Source organism: Streptomyces sp. NPDC001027, from assembly GCF_040299045.1.
Taxonomy (GTDB): Bacteria; Actinomycetota; Actinomycetes; order Streptomycetales; family Streptomycetaceae; genus Streptomyces.
In genome coordinates, this window is sequence record NZ_JBEPBI010000183.1 from 1 (window position 1) to 15,691 (window position 15,691).

Here is a 15,691-nt window from a genome sequence, read left to right on the forward strand (position 1 = left end):
ACCGTCCCGCAGGCCGGGGTGCGCGCCTACGTGCAGGACCGGATCGAGGCGGCGTTCCGGTATCTGACGCCCGGCTGCGACGAGTTGCTCGCGTTAGCAGACCGTTGACGAACGAGGGCGACTCGTCCGTGGAGAACTCCTTCGCCAGCTGCACCATCTCGTCGAGGACGACCGCGTCCGGGGTCTCGTCGGCCCAGATGAGCTCGTAGGCGCCGAGACGCAGCAGGTTGCGGTCGACGACCGGCATCCGGTCGAGCGTCCAGCCGACCGCGTACTGGGCGATCAGCTCGTCGATGCGCCGCGCGTGCTCCGCGTAGCCCTCCACCAGCTGCATGGTGTACTCGCTGACCGGCGGCTGCCGGGTGTCGGCCCGGGAGAGCCGGATCCAGTCCGCGAGGACCGTCAGGACGTCGACTCCGCGCTGGTCGCCCTCGAAGAGGATCTGGAAGGCGCGCTTGCGGGCCGTGTTGCGGGCAGCCACGGTTAGCTGTTCACCCGGCCGAGGTAGTCGCTGGTGCGGGTGTCGACCTTGATCTTCTCACCGGTGGTGATGAAGAGCGGGACCTGGATCTGGTGGCCGGTCTCCAGGGTGGCGGGCTTGGTGCCGCCGGTGGAGCGGTCGCCCTGCAGGCCCGGCTCGGTCTCCTGCACCACGAGCTCGACGGCGGCCGGCAGCTCCACGAAGAGCACCTCGCCCTCGTGCTGCGCGACGGTGGCCGTGAAGCCCTCGATCAGGAAGTTGGCCGCGTCTCCGACGGCCTTGCGGTCGACCATGAGCTGGTCGTAGGTCTCCATGTCCATGAAGACGAAGTACTCGCCGTCCATGTACGAGAACTGCATGTCGCGCTTGTCGACAGTGGCGGTCTCGACCTTGACGCCGGCGTTGAACGTCTTGTCGACGACCTTGCCGGAAAGCACGTTCTTGAGCTTGGTGCGCACGAAGGCGGGGCCCTTGCCGGGCTTGACGTGCTGGAACTCGACGACGGACCAGAGCTGCCCGCCTTCCAGCTTGAGCACCAGGCCGTTCTTGAGGTCGTTCGTGGAAGCCACGGTTGCGGAATCTCCTGGACTGACGACGACCCCGGGGCACGCACTCCTACAGCGCGAGCAGCTCCTTGGTCGTGATGGTGAGTAGCTCGGGTCCGCCGTCCGCCTCGGGGCGCACGACGAGCGTGTCATCGATCCGGACGCCGCCCCGGCCCGGGAGGTGTACCCCGGGTTCGACGGTGACCGGCACGCAAGCGTCCAGTTTACCCATGGCCGCGGGGGTCAACTGCGGGTCCTCTTCGATTTCCAGTCCGACACCGTGCCCGGTGAGCGCCGGAAGGCCTTCGGCGTGCCCCGCGGAATCCAGGATCTGGCGTGCCGCCCGGTCCACGTCACGACAGGCGACGCCGGGCGCCAGGGACTCCCGTCCGGCCCGCTGAGCGGCGAAGACGAGGTCGTACAGCTCGATCTGCCAGTCGGCCGGAGACGTGCCGATCACGAACGTACGGCCGATCTCGCAGCGGTAGCCGCGGTAGGCCGCGCCCAGGCAGACGGAGAGGAAGTCGCCCTCCTCGACGCGCCGGTCCGTGGGGCGGTGGCCGCGACGACCGGAGTTCGGGCCGGTGGCGACGGAGGTGGTGAAGGCCGGGCCGTCGGCGCCGTGGTCGACGAGGCGCCGCTCCAGTTCGAGGGCGAGGTGCCGCTCGGTGCGCCCGACCAGGATCGACTCCAGCAGCTCCCCCAGCGCCTGGTCGGCGATCTCGGCGCCGATCCGCAGACAGGAGATCTCCTCCTCGTCCTTCACCACTCTGAGCTGTTCCACGGCGCAGCCCAGGTCGGCGAGGCGCAGCCGGGGCGCCACGGAGCGCAGTTCGCGGTGGCGGACCATCGTCAGGTGATGCTCCTCGACGGCGAGGGAGTCGCCGCCCTGGGCCGTGAGCAGGTCGGCGGCGGCGACCGCCGGATCCCCTCCGGCGTGGGGCAGGGTGTGGACCCGCAGGGACTCGTCCGGCCGGCCCTCGTCCGGGCGGTCGTCGGGCGGTCCGGAGCAGACGAGGAGATCCTCGCTCCGGCCGAGCAGCAGGACGGCGCCCTGCGGGGCGGCGCCCGCGAGATACCTCACGTTGGCCGGACGGGAGACGAGCGCAGCCCCGCTTCCGGCCGCGTTGCAGCGCTCGCGCAGGCTATTTCGGCGGGACGCGTAGACCTCTGACATGAGTCGAGCCTAGGAGCGTCGACCGGATCACGCCGGTTGGAGAGGCGTTCGGGGGACGGCAGGGCCCCCGCCGCGTCCCTCGGACCGGTCCGCTACCACTTCGGAGGGCTGGCGATCGCCCGCGCCAGGACGTCGTCCAGGACCCTCGCCGTGGTGGGCACGTCCAACTGGGAGTTGTCGATGATCGGCAGGCCGGAGCCGTACCAGCCGGCCATGCGGCCGTGGATGCGGGCCACCTCCTCGTCGGTGAGGCGGCGGTTGCCCGAGCGCGCGGCGTTGCGCTCCAGGACGACCTCCAGTCCGGGCAGCAGGACGACGGGCAGCAGACCGGGGCCCACATGCCGTTTCCAGCCTCCGAGGCCGACGGCCGGGCGGTCGGGGAAGATCGCGTCGTCGAGGATGCACGAGATGCCGTTGGCCAGGAAGTTGCGCGCGGCGAAGCCGCAGGTGCGGCGGGCCAGGCGGTACTGGGCCTCGGAGTGGTCGTTCCATCCGGACTGCGGGTCGGCGAAGCCGGAGCGGACCCACTCGCGCACGTCGTCGAGGCTGACGTGCGCGGTCGGCACCCGGCGGTGATCGGCCCAGAACTTGGCGACGCTGGTCTTGCCGGCGCCCGCCGGACCGATCAGCAGCACCGCGAGGGTGGTCGCCGCCGGGTCGGGGGCGACCGGGGCGGGCGGCGCACTGGGCATGGGGACCGGGCCGCCCGGGGGCAGCGGCACATGTCCGGTGACGTCGGGGCCCGGCGGACCGGGGGCGTGCTGCGGGGCTGGCGGGTGCGGCACGGGCGGCACCGGCGGGTGGGGGGCCGGCGGGACCGGGCCCGAGGGGGCCCCGAGGCGACCCGGCTGCGGCGGCGGGGCGCTGCCCGGCTGGTGCGGGCCCGGGTGATGTGCGGCCGGCGGCCAGCCGGCGGCCGGACCGTGCCCCGGCTGGTGGGGCGGCGGCAGCGGAGAACCCACTGCGTGCTGCATCCGGTGCCACTCCGTCTCGTACAGGCAATGGGCGCTGGTCGTGAAGGGGGCCGCGACCCCCTTCGAAACTGAACGGTACCGCCCCCGGCCGTCGTTCGGTGAACGGCCGGGGGCGGTCGGAAGTGCCCGGTGCGGCAGGCGGATTCCGGCGGAGGAGGACCGGACGCGCCTGACCGCGCGCTTCCCCTTCGGGCTACTCGCCCACCTCGCCGTACGCGGCGAGCAGGACGGCCGGATCGGGGCCCTCGAGGACGGTGGGCCTGGCCAGTCCGTCCAGGACGATGAACCGCAGCAGGTCGCCGCGGGACTTCTTGTCGACCTTCATGGTCTCCAGCAGCCTGGGCCACTGGTCGTGGCGGTAGTGCAGCGGCAGGCCCACCGACTCCAGCACCGTGCGGTGGCGGTCGGCCGTCGCGTCGTCCAGCCGCCCGGCGAGGCGGCCCAGTTCCGCGGCGAAGTGCATGCCGACGGAGACCGCCGCGCCGTGACGCCACTTGTAGCGCTCGTTCTTCTCGATGGCGTGCGCGAGGGTGTGGCCGTAGTTGAGGATCTCCCGCAGTCCCGACTCCTTGAGGTCGGACGACACCACGTCCGCCTTGACCCTGATGGAGCGCTCGATGAGCTCGGCGGTGTGCGGGCCCGCCGGGGTCCGCGCCGCCTCGGGGTCGGACTCGATCAGCTCGAGGATCACCGGGTCGGCGATGAAGCCGGCCTTGATGATCTCGGCGAGCCCGGAGACGTAGTCGTTGACCGGGAGGGAGTCGAGCGCCGCCAGGTCGCACAGCACACCGGCCGGCGGGTGGAACGAACCGACGAGGTTCTTGCCCTCGGCGGTGTTGATGCCGGTCTTGCCGCCGACGGCCGCGTCGACCATGCCCAGCACGGTGGTGGGGACGGCGATCCAGCGCACCCCGCGCAGCCAGGTCGCGGCGACGAACCCGGCGAGGTCGGTGGTCGACCCGCCGCCGACGCCCACCACGACGTCCGAGCGGGTGAACCCGGACTGGCCGAGCGCCTTCCAGCAGTAGGCGGCGACCTCGGCGGTCTTGGCCTCCTCCGCGTTGGGCACCTGGATGGCGACGGCCTCGTACCCCTGCCCGGCGAGATCGGCGCGCAGCGCGTCACCGGTCTCGGCCAGCGCCTCGGGGTGGATCACCGCGACCCGCTTGACCCGGTCGCCGATCAGCCCGCCGAGTTCACCGAGCAGCCGACGGCCGATCAGGACCTCGTAGGGGTCGGCGCCCGCGCTGCCGGCGACCTGGATCCTGGTCACTGACTCGCTGCTCATGCTTCCTTCAACTCCAAAGCGTCCAGGGCGATTCGTCCGACCTCTTCGGGCGTGCGGCCGTCCGTCGCGACCACGGCCGTGGCCACGCTCTCGTAGAGGTGACGGCGGGCCTCCATCAGCTCGCGCCACTGCTTGCGCGGGTTGACGGCGAGCAGCGGGCGGGCCGCGTTGAGTCCGGTGCGCTTGACGGCTTCCTCGACGTCCATGGCCAGGTAGACCACGCGCCGCCCGGCCAGCAGGCCTCGGGTGTCCGCGTCCAGGATCGCACCGCCGCCGAGCGCCAGGACGCCGTCGTGCTCGTCGAGCGCGCGTTGCACGGCCCGCTTCTCGATCGCGCGGAACGCCTCCTCGCCGTCGTCGACGAAGATCTCCGCGATGCTGCGGTCCTGCTCGGCCACGATGTCGTCGTCGGTGTCCCGGTAGCCGACGCCGAGCCGTTCGGCGAGCAGCTGTCCGACGGTGGACTTGCCGACGCCCATCGGACCGACCAGGACGACCAGCGGCCCGCTCATCGGATGTGCAGGTTGTCGAGGTACGACCGCACGTTGCGGCGGGTCTCGGGGACGCTGTCGCCGCCGAACTTCTCGGCCACCGCGTCCGCCAGCACCAGCGCGACCATCGCCTCGGCGACGATCCCGGCGGCCGGGACCGCGCACACGTCGGAGCGCTGGTGGTGCGCCTGCGTCGGCTCGCCCGTGGCGACGTCCACCGTCTGCAGGGCCCGCGGCACGGTCGCGATCGGCTTCATCGCCGCGCGCACGCGCAGCAGTTCGCCGGTGGTCAGCCCGCCCTCGGTGCCGCCGGAGCGGCCCGAGGCGCGCCTGATCCCGTCGCCGGTGGCGAGGATCTCGTCGTGCGCCTTCGAGCCGGGCACGCGCGCGAGGTCGAAGCCGTCGCCGACCTCGACGCCCTTGATCGCCTGGATGCCCATCAGCGCGCCGGCCAGGCGGGCGTCCAGCCGCCGGTCCCAGTGCACGTGCGAGCCAAGGCCGACCGGGACGTCGTACGCCAGCACCTCGACGACGCCGCCGAGGGTGTCGCCGTCCTTGTGGGCCTGGTCGATCTCCGCGACCATCGCCTTCGAGGCGTCCGCGTCCAGGCAGCGCACCGGGTCCGCGTCCAGCTTCTCGACGTCCGCCGGGGTCGGGTACACGCCGTAGGGCGCCTTCGCGGCGGCCAGCTCGATAACGTGGGAGACGATCTCGATGCCGGCCGTCTCCTTGAGGTACGACCGGGCCACCGCGCCGAGCGCGACCCGGGCGGCCGTCTCCCGGGCGGAGGCGCGCTCCAGGATCGGCCGGGCCTCGTCGAAGCCGTACTTCTGCATCCCGGCGAGGTCGGCGTGGCCGGGGCGCGGCCTGGTGAGCGGGGCGTTGCGGGCGAGGCCGGCCAGCACCTCCGGGTCGACCGGGTCGGCCGCCATGACCTGCTCCCACTTCGGCCACTCCGTGTTGCCCACCATGACGGCCACCGGGGAGCCCATGGTCAGGCCGTGCCGGACGCCGCCGAGGAAGGTGACCTCGTCGCGCTCGAACTTCATGCGCGCACCACGCCCATAGCCGAGCCGCCGCCGCGCGAGGTGGTCGGCGACCATCTCCGTGGTGATCGGCACGCCGGCGGGAAGGCCCTCCAGCGTCGCGACAAGTGCGGGACCGTGGGACTCCCCCGCGGTCAGCCAACGCAGCCTGCTCAACGATGCTCCTCAGTGCTCGCGCCCTGTACTGCCGTGCGCACGCGCGTCCGTCGCGTACGTCGTCGGCGTGACCGGGTGCGCGGCCCTGGCCCGCCGCCTTCGATCCTCCCACGTCCGGGTGCCGAACCCGGCCGTCGGTCCACCAACCGGACGGGACGGCGTCACAGGGGCCCGGCGAGCGCCGGTCACGGTCCGCCTCCGGACGGGACGCGGGGCGGCCCGCGCACCCTGCCGGCCGCGGGAGCGACGCGGGCGCGAACCGCACGGGCCGCCCCCGCAGGTCAGGGCGACTGCCGCCGGGCGCTGAGCGCGTGTTCACCGGCCGTGCGCATGGCTTCCACGGGCGCCGGGGCCCGGCCGGTCATCTGCTCCACCTGGAGCACCGCCTGGTGCACGAGCAGGTCGAGGCCGCTGACCACGGCGCCGCCGAACATCGACCAGCGGGCGGCCAGCTCGGTCGGCCAGGGGTCGTAGAGGACGTCGAAGAGGGTGGCCGGGCGTTCGGGCACGGAGGCCGCCAGGGCGTCGGTGGCGCCGGCCGGGGTGGTCGCGACGACCAGCGGGAAGCGCAGGGCGTCGGCGGCGTCCGCCCAGTCGGCGATCCGGACGTCGACGTCGAGCCTCGCCCCCCACTGCCGCATCTCGGCGGCCCGGGCCTCGCTGCGCACGTAGGCGACGATCTCGCCGGCGCAGACCCGGGACAGGGCGGCCAGCGCGGAGGACGCGGTGGCGCCCGCACCGAGGATGGCGGCCGACTCCGCCTGTTCGACGCCGCGCTCGCGCAGCGCCGCGACCATGCCGGGGATGTCGGTGTTGTCGCCGACCCGACGGCCGTCCTCGGTGAGGACCAGGGTGTTGACCGCCTCGACGGAGGCCGCCGTCTCACTGATCTCGTCGAGCAGCGGGATGACCGCGCGCTTCAGCGGCATGGTCAGCGAGAGTCCGGCCCACTCGGAGCCGAGTGCGTCGACGAAGGCGGGCAGAGCCTCCTCGTCCACCTCGAAGCGGTCGTACGTCCAGCCGGTCAGCTCCAGCGCCCGGTACGCGGCGCGGTGCAGCGCCGGGGAGAGGGAGTGGGCGATGGGGCTGCCGAGCACGGCGGCCCTGCGGGCGTCGGTTGCTTCTGCTGCTGCCATGGAAACCAGTCCTTGAGCCTTCACGGCGCACCGCCCGGGCGAGCGGTGCGGAGCAGCCGACCACCCGCCCGACGCCCGCCGTTGTCATGTCGTCGAACTCTGCGCATACCCGGAAGGGAAATCAGTTCTTTCCCTTGCTCGCATTCCACGCGTTGACCAGCTTCTCGTGCTCGGCAAGCGTTCTGGTGAACTTGCTGCTCTTGCCGTCCGTCGAGAGGAAGTAGTACCAGCCGTCGTGCGTCGGGTTGAGCGCGCCCTTCAGCGCGTCGTCACCGGGATTGTCGATGGGCCCCGGAGGCAGGCCCTTCTCGTGATAGGTGTTGTACGGGTTGTCGTAATTCCGCAGTTCGGCGATGGAGAGGTCGATCTTGCTCTGGTTCTTCACGTAGTTGTACGTGGAGTCGAACTCCAGCGAGCCGTACGTCTGGGGATTGCCGGGCTTGAGGCGGTTGTAGACCACTTCGGCCATCTTGCGGAAGTCGTCGTGGCTCGTGCCCTCCGCCTGCACCAGGCTCGCCACGGTGAGCAGCTGCCACGGACCGTCGAGGCCCAGGGCGGAGGCCTTCTTCGCCAGGTCGAAGTCCTGGTACTTCTCGGCGGCCCGCGCGACCATCTTCTTCAGGACGGCATCGGGCTTCTGCCCCTTGGAGACCGCGTAGCTGGACGGATAGAGGAATCCTTCCAGCGGGTCCTTCAGACCGGGCCGGTTGAGCGCCCAGGAGGGCAGGCCGAGCGTCTTGTACGACTTCTTGGCGACCCCCGCGGTGGTTCCCGCCGCCACGTCGAGACGTTTGTCGATGAGGGCGTAGACCGCGGAGTTGCGCAGCCCTTCGGCGATGACGAGGTTGCTGCGGCTCTTCGGGCTCAGCAGCAGTTCGACCGCACTCGCCGCAGACATACGTTTCTGCAACGTGTAGACGCCGTCCTGAATCGTCTTTCCCTTGGGATTCCCCTGTTGCGCCGAGACGAAGGCGTCGACGCTTTCCACGACGCCGGCCGCCTTCAGAATGCGGCCGATGTCGTATCCGCCCGCGCCTTTGGGAATCTCGACGGTCACCGCCGTCCCGGAGCCGTCGCCGGCGAAGTCCGGGGCCGCGCCGTAACGATTCTGGTAGAACTGGTAGCCGAAGTAGCCCACTCCGCCGAGACCGCCGGTGAACACCAGGACGACGATCAGGCAGGCGACGCCGTTACGGCTCTTCTTCTCCTTGGTCCCCGTGGAACCCTTACCGCCCTTGGGGCCCTTCCCGCCGCGTCCCCGCCGCTCGCCACGCCCCTCGGGCCTGTCGCCGTCGTCCTCGTCGCCCTGTCCCGCGCCGCCCGCGAAGAAGGCGTGTTCGCCCTGGTCGGGACCGGGATCCCAGTCCGTCTTCTGCTCGGGCTCGGGCTCCGGCGCGGTCGCCGCCTCCGGTCCGGGCTCCGGTTCCGCCTGTCGGCGACCGGGCGGCTCCGGCGGCGGATACGCGTCCGGGGTGCCGTAGAAGTCGGGTTGCTGGGCGCCGTAGGCCGCGGCCTGCTGACCGTAGGGATCGCCGGGGTCGGCCGCGTACGGGACCTGCGCATGGGTGCCCGCGCCGTCCCAGCCGCCCTCCTGGTACCCCTCGTGGTAGGGCTGCTGGTTCTGCTGGACGTACTGCGGCTGCTCCTGCCCCGGGTACTGCTGCTGGCCGTAGCCCTGGTACTGCGGGTCGTACTGCTGCGGCTGCCCCTGGCCCCAGTCGCCGTACCCCTGCTGCTGTTGCGGCTGCTGACCCTGCGGGGAGGGGTGGTGCTGCTGGCCGCCGTAGACAGGCTGATGGCCCGGGTGGGCGTGCTGCCCTTCCCATCCGCCGTCCCCGTACAACGGGTCCTCCGGATGCCACGGTTCGGAGCCGGGGCCCCGGCCATACTCAGTCATCGATCCCCTAGAGCCGCGAGGCGGTGGACACGAAGCCTTCGCGAGCCCGTCACCGTTCCGCCTCTCTCTGTGCGGCGACTGTTCGAACAGCCCCGCATCGCGCGGAACGTTACCGTATCGCGATCAGATGACCACTTCGACGCCCTCGCCCGGTGCTTTACCTGACACCCGTTCGGATTCCAGCGCCTGCTGCAGGATGACCACAGCGGCTGCCTGGTCGATGACCGATCTGCCCTTCTTCGACTTCACTCCCGATGCCCGCAGTCCCTGACTGGCCGTCACGGTCGTCATCCGCTCGTCAACAAGACGTACGGATACGGGCGTGATTTTGTTCGCCAGTTCCTGTGCGAAACCGCGCACCTTCACCGCGGCCGGGCCCTCGCCCCCCTTGAGGGAGCGAGGAAGACCCACCACGACCTCGATCGGCTCGTACTCCTCGACCAGTTGTACGAGCCGCCGGTAGGCCGCCGGCAGGTCCCGTCCGGGAACCGTCTCCACCGGGGTGGCCAGGATCCCGTCGGGGTCGCACGAGGCGACCCCGATCCTGGCGTCCCCGACGTCGACGGCGAGCCGGCGGCCCCTGCGCATGGGACTGCTCACTTGGCCGTGTCCGCCACGAGCCGCTCGACGGCGTCGACGGCGTCGCCGACGGCGGCCGGGTTCTGACCGCCGCCCTGGGCCACGTCCGGCTTGCCGCCACCGCCGCCGCCGAGGGTCTTGGCGGCCGTGCGGACCAGCTCGCCGGCCTTCAGCCCGCGCTCACGGGCGGCCTCGTTGGTGGCGATGACGGTCAGCGGCTTGCCGTTGTTGACCGTGAACAGGGCGACCACGGCGGCCCGTCCGCCCTGGATGCGGCCGCGCACGTCGAGGACCAGCCTGCGCAGGTCGTCCGGCGTCGTGCCGTCCGGGACCTGGCCGGTGACGACGGCGATGCCGCGGACGTCCTTGGCCGACTCCGCGAGACCGGCGGCGGCCTGCAGGACCTTCTCGGCGCGGAACTTCTCGATCTCCTTCTCGGCGTCCTTCAGCTTGCCGAGCATGGCGGAGACCTTCTCCGGAAGCTCCTCGGGACGGCCCTTGATCAGCTCCTGGAGCTGAGCGACGACCGTGTGCTCACGAGCCAGGAAGTTGTAGGCGTCGACGCCGACGAGGGCCTCGATGCGCCGCACGCCCGAGCCGATCGACGACTCGCCGAGCAGCTTGACCAGACCCAGCTGGGCGGTGTTGTGCACATGCGTGCCGCCGCACAGTTCCTTGGAGAAGTCGCCGATGGTGACGACCCGGACCCGCTCGCCGTACTTCTCGCCGAACTCGGCGATGGCGCCCTGCTTCTTGGCCTCGTCGATGCCCATGACCTCGGCCTGGACGTCCAGGTCGCGGGCCAGCACCTCGTTGATCTTCTGCTCGACGTCGGTCATCACGGCCGTCGGAACGGCGGCCGGGGAGCCGAAGTCGAAGCGGAAGCGGCCGGGCTGGTTCTCCGAGCCGGCCTGGGCGGCCGTCGGGCCGAGGGCGTCGCGCAGCGCCTGGTGGGTCAGGTGGGTGGCGGAGTGGGCGCGGGCGATGGCCGTACGGCGGCGGCCGTCGATCGAGGCGTGGGCCTTGGCTCCCACCGTCACCTCGCCGAACTGGACGACGCCCTTGTGGACGTACACGCCCGGGACCGGCTTCTGGGTGTCGCGGATCTCCACGACGGCGCCGGTGTCGACCTTGATCCGGCCGGTGTCGCCGATCTGGCCGCCGCCCTCGGCGTAGAACGGGGTGCGGTCGAGGACGATCTCGACCTCGTCGCCCTCGGTGGCGGCCGGCGAGGAGGCGCCGTCGACGAGGATGCCGACGATCGTGGACTCGCCCTCGGTGTCGGAGTAGCCGATGAAGTCGGTCTCGCCGGCCTTGTCGGCGATCTCGCGGTAGGCGCCCACGCCGGCGTGGCCGGTCTTCTTGGCCTGGGCGTCGGCCTTGGCCTTGTCCCGCTGTTCCTTCATCAGACGGCGGAAGCCGTCCTCGTCCACGGACAGCCCCTGCTCGGCGGCCATCTCCAGGGTGAGGTCGATCGGGAAGCCCCACGTGTCGTGGAGCAGGAAGGCCTTGTCGCCGGCGAGGACCCGGCCGCCGGCGGCCTTGGCCTCGGTGATGGCCGTGTCCAGGATGTTGGTGCCGGCCTTCAGCGTCTTGACGAAGGCGTTCTCCTCGGCGAGCGCGACCTTCTCGATGCGCTCGCGGTCGGTGACCAGCTCCGGGTACTGCTGACCCATCATCTCGATGACCGTGTCGATGAGGTCCTTGACGACGAGGCCGGTGGCGCCGAGGAGGCGCATGTTGCGGATGGCGCGGCGCATGATGCGGCGCAGCACATAGCCGCGGCCCTCGTTGCCCGGGGTGACGCCGTCGCCGATGAGCATCACGGAGGTGCGCATGTGGTCGGTGACCACGCGCAGCGAGACGTCCGAGTCGTGGGCCTCGCCGTACGCGACGCCGGTCAGCTCGGTGGCCTTCTTGATGACGGCCATGGAGGTGTCGATCTCGTACATGTTCTGCACGCCCTGCAGAATCATGGCGAGGCGCTCCAGGCCGAGGCCCGTGTCGATGTTCTTGCTGGGCAGCTCGCCGAGGATCTCGAAGTTGTCCTTGCCGATGCCCTCCCCGCGCTCGTACTGCATGAAGACGAGGTTCCAGATCTCCACGTACCGCTCGTCGTTGACGGCCGGGCCGCCCTCGACGCCGAACTCGGGGCCGCGGTCGTAGTTGATCTCGGAACAGGGGCCGCACGGGCCGGGGACGCCCATGGACCAGTAGTTGTCCTTCATGCCGAGGCGCTGGATGCGCTCCTTGGGCACGCCGACGACCTCGTGCCAGATGCGCTCGGCCTCGTCGTCCTCCAGGTACACGGTGATCCAGAGCTTCTCCGGCTCCAGGCCGTAACCGCCCTTGTCCTGGGGGCTGGTGAGCAGCTCCCAGGCGTACTTGATGGCGCCTTCCTTGAAGTAGTCGCCGAAGGAGAAGTTGCCGCACATCTGGAAGAACGTGCCGTGCCGGGTGGTCTTGCCGACCTCTTCGATGTCGGGCGTGCGCACGCACTTCTGCACGCTGGTGGCGCGCGCCCACGGCGGCTTCACCTCGCCGAGGAAGTACGGCTTGAAGGGAACCATGCCGGCGGGGACCAGGAGCAGAGTCGGGTCGTCCGCGATGAGCGACGCCGAAGGGACGACGGTGTGCCCGCGCTCCTCGTAGAAGCTCAGCCAGCGGCGGCGGATCTCGGCCGACTCCATCAGTGGTCCTCATTCCGGTCGTTCGAGTACGTCGTGTTCTCGATGTACTTCGGGTTGTCGCGATACTGCGGGTCGTCGCGATGCTTCGGGTTGGTGCGGTTCTCGATGGCGGGGTACCGCCTGGGGGCGGGCAGGGCGGGGTTCTCGCGGATCCCCAGCGCCTCCCCCAGCTCGGCCTCCCGCCGGGCCATGTTGTCGCGGACGTCGAGCGCGAAGCCCACCGCGCGGTCCTTGAGGCGTGCTCCCGTCTCGAGGGCCTTGTCGGCCGCGGTCGCGGCGAGGCTCTCGGGGGTCAGCTGCCTCAGCTTGCGGTTGACCTTGGTGGTGGCCCAGACACCGGCGGCGACGCCCGTGCTGAACCAGAAGGTGCGGCGGAACATCGCTGGTCTCAGTCCCTCTTTCCACGGGGCTTGCGCTTCTCCCGCCGGGAGACCGTGCGGCCCACGATGACGGTCCGCCGGGGCTCCCTCGCGGGCGTGTCTTCGTTGCGTCCGCCGAGGGCACGACGGACGCCGTAGCCGAACGCGGCGACCTTCACCAGGGGCCCGCCGAAGGTGGAGGCGACCGTGGTGGAGAGCGCCGACGCGTTCGACGTGACCTCCTGGACGTCGCTGGCGATGGCGTCGACCCGGTCGATCTGGGTCTGCGCGGAGCGCACGGCGGCGGAGGCGTCGGCCAGCAGCGGGACGGCCTGTTCGGTCACGTCCGCGACCAGCCGGGTGGTCGCCCTGAGCGTCTGGGCCAGCCTCGCCAGCGCGACGGCGAGGAAGGAGACCAGGATCGCCCAGAACACGGCCACCAGAATGCCGGCCACCTCTCCACCGGACACTGCGCACCCGCTCCCTCGGCCGACGAACACCTATCTCTGGAGGCGAGCCTATCGCGCCGTCACCGGCGTTCCGTACCGGATTAGGGGCGTGCAAAAGCCCGTCGCCCCGCCCGCCCCGAAGGGCAGGAGGACGACGGGCCGGGGTGCGGAGGCGCTACGACCGCCGCGGGCCGATCCGGGCGGGGATCAGCGGGCGTAGTACTCGACGACGAGCTGCTCGTCGCAGATCACCGGGATCTCCTTGCGGTTCGGCTCACGGTCCAGGCGGAACGCCAGAGCCTTGAGGTTCACCTGGAGGTAGCGCGGGGTCTCGCCGTCGGGGGCGAAGCCGCCCTCGCGGGCGATGGAGAAGAGGGTCTTCTCACGGCTGCGCTCGCGGACCATCACGACGTCGTCGGGACGGACGCGGAAGGAGGGCTTGTCGGTCTTCTGACCGTTGACCTCGATGTGACCGTGCACGACCATCTGACGGGCCTGGTAGATCGTGCGGGCGATGCCCGAACGCAGGACCAGCGCGTCGAGACGGCGCTCGAGCTCGATGATCAGGGCCTCACCGGTCTTGCCCTGGACCTTGGAGGCACGCTCGTAGGCGCGGACGAGCTGGCGCTCGGACACGTCGTACTGCGCGCGCAGACGCTGCTTCTCGAGCAGACGGACCTTGTAGTCCGAGTTCTGCTTGCGGCCGCGGCCGTGCTCACCCGGCGGGTAGGGGCGGGCCTCGAAGTACTTGACGGCCTTCGGGGTCAGCGCGATGCCGAGGGCACGCGACTTCTTCACCTTGGGGCGGGACTGGTTCGCCACTGTCTCTCGTTTCCTGGTTTCGGCTTGTCAGGGTTGAGGGAGGTCGCAATCCGCAGCCGGGGAAACCCACCGGGTCCCTGGGGGACCTGCCGGGCAGCCGCTCCCCTGGTCTGGGCACATACGTGCAGCACGCGAGTTGCCCACCGACCGATCCCGGACTCCGGGTGGTGATGGGCTGCCCGCGACACCTTCGACGGTGCGCGACGCTCCTGGAGCCGGTCCGAGGGACCGGTGCTCCGGCTGACTGTCCCGTTCTGACTGCACGGGACGCAGCACTTCGGAGAAGTCTACAGGGTGCTCAGGACCCGTTCCGACCGAGGTGCGACCTCGTCCACTCCACCGCGTCCGCGTAGCGGGCCTCGGCCCCGTGCCGAGTGGGGGCGTAGTACTCCCGGCCGTGGATCGCGTCCGGCGCGTACTGCTGGGCGGCGATGCCCTCGGGCAGGTCGTGCGGGTACACGTACCCCTGGGCGTGCCCGAGCTTGGCGGCCCCCTTGTAGTGGCCGTCCCGCAGGTGCGGCGGAACGGGCCCGGCCAGGCCCTTGCGGACGTCCTCCAGGGCGGCGCCGATGGCCGTGGTGGCGGCGTTGGACTTGGGGGCCAGCGCGAGGGCGATGGTGGCGTGGCTGAGGGTGAGGGCGGCCTCGGGGAAGCCGATCATGGCGACGGCCTGGGCTGCGGCGACCGCGATCGGCAGGGCGTTCGGATCGGCGAGGCCGATGTCCTCGCTGGCGGAGATCATCAGGCGGCGGGCGATGAAGCGGGGGTCCTCGCCGGCCTCGATCATGCGGGCCAGGTAGTGCAGGGCGGCGTCGACGTCCGAGCCGCGGATGGACTTGATGAGGGCGCTGGCGACGTCGTAGTGCTGGTCGCCGTCGCGGTCGTACTTCACGGCCGCGCGGTCGACCGTGCGCTCCAGTGTCCGCAGGCTGATCTCGGTCTCGTCCTGGTCGAGGGCGGCGCCGGCGGCGGCCTCCAGGGCCGTCAGGGCGCGCCGGGCGTCGCCTCCGGCGATCCGCAGGAGATGGGCCTCGGCGTCCGCGGGGAGGGTGACGGCTCCCTTGAGACCGCGCTCGTCGGTCACCGCGCGGCCGACCAGATCGCGCAGGTCGTCGTCGGTGAGGGGCTCGAGGGTCAGCAGGAGGGAGCGGGAGAGCAGGGGCGAGATCACCGAGAAGTAGGGGTTCTCGGTGGTCGCCGCGATCAGCGTCACCCAGCGGTTCTCGACGGCCGGCAGGAGGGAGTCCTGCTGGGCCTTGCTGAAGCGGTGGATCTCGTCGAGGAAGAGGACGGTCTCCTTGCCGAAGCCGCCGATGGCGCGGCGGGCGCCGTCGATGACGGCCCGGACCTCCTTGACGCCGGCGGTGATGGCGGAGAGCTCGACGAACCGCTTGTCGGTGGCCTTGGAGACGACGTACGCCAGCGTCGTCTTCCCGGTGCCCGGCGGTCCCCAGAGGATCACCGAGGAGGGGCCGGCCGGGCCTTTCGCGCCCTCGCCGACCAGGCGGCGCAGGGGCGAGCCGGGCTTCAGCAGGTGCTGCTGGCCCACCACCTCGTCGAGGGTGCGCGGGCGCATCCGGACCGCAGGGAGCCCCCTGGCG

Annotated in this window: 14 protein-coding genes and 1 pseudogene; all 15 read right to left on the minus strand. The window is 71.2% G+C overall.

Translation table 11 applies throughout. From position 1 onward, the window contains the following. Window positions 1-88 precede the first annotated feature (88 nt). A pseudogene (gene nusB, locus ABT300_RS32495) lies at window positions 89-481 on the minus strand (transcription antitermination factor NusB); the annotation flags it as partial. 2 nt (window positions 482-483) lie between these two features. Next, complete coding sequence (gene efp, locus ABT300_RS32500) at window positions 484-1,050, minus strand: elongation factor P (protein ID WP_020117452.1); 567 nt, start codon at window positions 1,048-1,050, stop codon at window positions 484-486. A gap of 46 nt (window positions 1,051-1,096) precedes the next feature. Next, window positions 1,097-2,203: an aminopeptidase P family protein gene (locus ABT300_RS32505; protein ID WP_351683350.1), complete on the minus strand. Its 1,107-nt coding sequence runs from the start codon at window positions 2,201-2,203 to the stop codon at window positions 1,097-1,099. A gap of 92 nt (window positions 2,204-2,295) precedes the next feature. Then, window positions 2,296-3,177: a Pro-rich N-terminal domain-containing protein gene (locus tag ABT300_RS32510; RefSeq protein WP_351683352.1), complete on the minus strand. Its 882-nt coding sequence runs from the start codon at window positions 3,175-3,177 to the stop codon at window positions 2,296-2,298. Window positions 3,178-3,370: 193 nt separating this feature from the next. Next, a complete protein-coding gene (gene aroB, locus ABT300_RS32515) occupies window positions 3,371-4,465 on the minus strand; it encodes a 3-dehydroquinate synthase (protein ID WP_351683354.1) in 1,095 nt (364 codons plus the stop codon). Then, a complete protein-coding gene (locus ABT300_RS32520) occupies window positions 4,462-4,977 on the minus strand; it encodes a shikimate kinase (RefSeq protein ID WP_351683357.1) in 516 nt (171 codons plus the stop codon). Before ABT300_RS32520 ends, aroB begins: the two co-directional genes overlap by 4 nt. Further along, window positions 4,974-6,158, minus strand: a complete 1,185-nt coding sequence (gene aroC / locus ABT300_RS32525) for a chorismate synthase (protein WP_351683360.1) — start codon at window positions 6,156-6,158, stop codon at window positions 4,974-4,976. Before aroC ends, ABT300_RS32520 begins: the two co-directional genes overlap by 4 nt. A 281-nt stretch (window positions 6,159-6,439) precedes the next feature. Continuing rightward, window positions 6,440-7,294, minus strand: a complete 855-nt coding sequence (locus ABT300_RS32530) for a shikimate dehydrogenase (protein WP_351683361.1) — start codon at window positions 7,292-7,294, stop codon at window positions 6,440-6,442. A gap of 121 nt (window positions 7,295-7,415) precedes the next feature. Continuing rightward, the gene (gene mltG / locus ABT300_RS32535) at window positions 7,416-9,191 is read right to left on the minus strand and encodes an endolytic transglycosylase MltG (protein WP_351683364.1); all 1,776 of its coding nucleotides are present in this window, start codon (window positions 9,189-9,191) and stop codon (window positions 7,416-7,418) included. A gap of 123 nt (window positions 9,192-9,314) precedes the next feature. Beyond that, window positions 9,315-9,779: a Holliday junction resolvase RuvX gene (gene ruvX / locus ABT300_RS32540; protein ID WP_351683366.1), complete on the minus strand. Its 465-nt coding sequence runs from the start codon at window positions 9,777-9,779 to the stop codon at window positions 9,315-9,317. Window positions 9,780-9,787: 8 nt separating this feature from the next. Then, a complete protein-coding gene (gene alaS / locus ABT300_RS32545; RefSeq protein ID WP_351683369.1) occupies window positions 9,788-12,460 on the minus strand; it encodes an alanine--tRNA ligase in 2,673 nt (890 codons plus the stop codon). Then, complete coding sequence (locus ABT300_RS32550) at window positions 12,460-12,840, minus strand: hypothetical protein (protein WP_351683371.1); 381 nt, start codon at window positions 12,838-12,840, stop codon at window positions 12,460-12,462. Before ABT300_RS32550 ends, alaS begins: the two co-directional genes overlap by 1 nt. A gap of 8 nt (window positions 12,841-12,848) precedes the next feature. Then, window positions 12,849-13,289, minus strand: coding sequence for a DUF948 domain-containing protein (locus ABT300_RS32555; protein WP_351683374.1), 441 nt, complete (start codon window positions 13,287-13,289; stop codon window positions 12,849-12,851). Between the two features lie 186 nt (window positions 13,290-13,475). Then, entirely contained in the window at window positions 13,476-14,090 is a 615-nt protein-coding gene (gene rpsD / locus ABT300_RS32560; RefSeq protein WP_007491489.1) for a 30S ribosomal protein S4, read from the minus strand. A 298-nt stretch (window positions 14,091-14,388) separates the two neighbouring features. After that, window positions 14,389-15,691, minus strand: a 1,303-nt coding sequence (locus ABT300_RS32565; protein ID WP_351683378.1) for a replication-associated recombination protein A, incomplete at its 5' end; no start/stop codon positions are given.